Source organism: Treponema sp. R8-4-B8 (assembly GCF_054786175.1).
Window position 1 is genome coordinate 1 of record NZ_BDHE01000067.1, and the last position, 2,145, is coordinate 2,145.

Here is a 2,145-nt window from a genome sequence, read left to right on the forward strand (position 1 = left end):
TCATGCTCCGGTGATGGAACAATAAACCTCTGGGGGGGGGCAAACGGCAAGGAGGTAAGAACAAGTTCGTGACATACTGGTTATGTTTCGTCCGTAACGTTCAGCCCTGACGGAAGGCAGGTTCTTTCAGGCTCTGATGATGGGACAATCAAGCTGTGGGACGCGGCAAGCGGCAAGGAGATAAGAACCTTTTCAGGGCATACTAATTATGTTTCGTCCGTAGCGTTCAGCCCTGACGGAAGGCAGGTTCTTTCAGGCTCCGGTGATGGAACAATCAAGCTGTGGAATACGGCAAGTGGAAAAGAAATTGCCCAATTCATAGCATTCAGAGACGGCGAATGGCTTGTTATAACCCCTGACGGTTACTACAACGCTTCACCTAACGGCGATAAATACCTCAATGTGCGTGTGGGCAATAATGTTTACGGCATAGACCAGTACCGCAGTACTTTCTACAGACCGCAGATCGTGGAAGCCCGCTTGCAGGGCAGACCCGAACCTGTGCGTGTCATCACTAACATACAAAACGCCAATTCATTCAAGCCCCCGGTGGTGGTAATCAACAGCCCGAAAAACGGTGCGGTATTATCATCAAGTCAGGTTGAACTGTCGGTTACGGTAGTAGACCAGAACCAGCCAAGCCAGCCCATCAAAACCGTCAAAGTCCATGTAAACGGAAAACTTATCAGTTCCGAAGCCATGAAGGGCATTAGCGGCGTAAAAGGCGGCGACCTTGAGCCTACAGGAATACGCTTTAATGAAAACACGAACCGCGCGGAATTTAAATTTAACCTTACCCTTGAACCCGGGAAAAACCTCATTGAAGTATTTGCAACCAATCCGTATTCAGAGGGCAGGGACAGCGTGGAAGTAACATACAGACAGCCTGTTACGGCGCAGAATACTAAACCAAATTTGTGGATATTATCAATAGGCGTAAACAATTATGATGATAAAGTGCATTTTTCTCCTCTCAAATACGCCGTAAATGACGCAAAAGCAATTATTGATTTTTTCAAAGCGCAGGAAGGAAAAAGCTACGCCAAAGTTAATACAAGACTAATTGCGGACGGTACTTCTATTCCGCCGACAGTAACAAATATTCAAGACGGTTTCAGTTTCTTGCGACAGGCGCAGCCAAATGACGTGGTAATGCTCTTTATGTCCGGTCATGGAGTGAACGACCAATACGGTAACTTTTACTTTATGCCTTCAGACGCCGCTTTTGAAAATGGTACAATAAAAGATTCCAAAGTAATATCATTCGGACAAATTCAATCCGTACTCGCAAGACCCGGAAGAAAAATTGTTTTTATAGACTCATGCCATTCGGCGGGAACAGGCAGCGGCCTTATACAAAGGGTAAATAATGACCGGTTAATAAACAGCTTTAAGGATAATTCTTCCATAAAGGACAGTGCGGTTATTTTCACGTCAAGCAGGGGCGACCAAACGTCTTGGGAAAGCGACCAGTACAAACATGGGGTATTTACCTATGCGATTTTACAAGGCTTAAAAGGCGAAGCCGATCTGATGAAAAAGGGAGTAATCACGGCAACCGCCCTTGAATTATACATAAAGGATAAAATACCGGCATTGACAGAGGGTCAGCAAACGCCTTATGTTTCAAGACCCGAAGGTCTGGACGAATTTGAAATGGCGGTGTTAAAATAAGGCATGGTAAAATAGGAGGAATTATGAAAAAGTTTTTAATTTTAACATTTGTCGTACTTTTAGTCTCTTGCAGTGAATACAAAATGGAAAAACTGTCCAACGGAACTCTTGTAATTGTCAAATACAAAGGGCATAAAAAAGATATTGTTATACCGCAAAGAATAGGCAAAAGAGATGTAACAGTAATTGGTAAACGTTCTTTTGATAGCAAGGGACTTAAAAGCGTATTTATTCCACAAGGTATAACTACTATTGATAATTTCGCCTTTAGTGATAATAAATTAATAAGTGTTAATTTGCCTGTTTCACTGACTTATATTGGTTGGGGAGCGTTTTCATATAATGAAATAAGTGAGTTATCAGTTCCGGATAGCGTTACATTTATTGGAAATAGCGCTTTTTCTAATAATCAACTTACATCTGTAATAATTCCCGAAAGCGTAATATATATTGGTAGTGGTGCTTTTGTTG

2 protein-coding genes and 1 pseudogene are annotated in these 2,145 nt (G+C 42.5%); all 3 read left to right on the forward strand.

What is annotated here, in order from left to right; genetic code table 11:
• Positions 1-84 precede the first annotated feature (84 nt).
• Positions 85-234 (forward strand): annotated as a pseudogene (locus ACYVRA_RS06210) (WD40 repeat domain-containing protein); the annotation flags it as partial.
• Between the two features lie 168 nt (positions 235-402).
• Entirely contained in the window at positions 403-1,674 is a 1,272-nt protein-coding gene (locus ACYVRA_RS06215; RefSeq protein ID WP_461251881.1) for a caspase family protein, read from the forward strand.
• 23 nt (positions 1,675-1,697) lie between these two features.
• A partial coding sequence (locus ACYVRA_RS06220; RefSeq protein WP_461251882.1) for a leucine-rich repeat domain-containing protein occupies positions 1,698-2,145 on the forward strand: 448 nt, incomplete at its 3' end.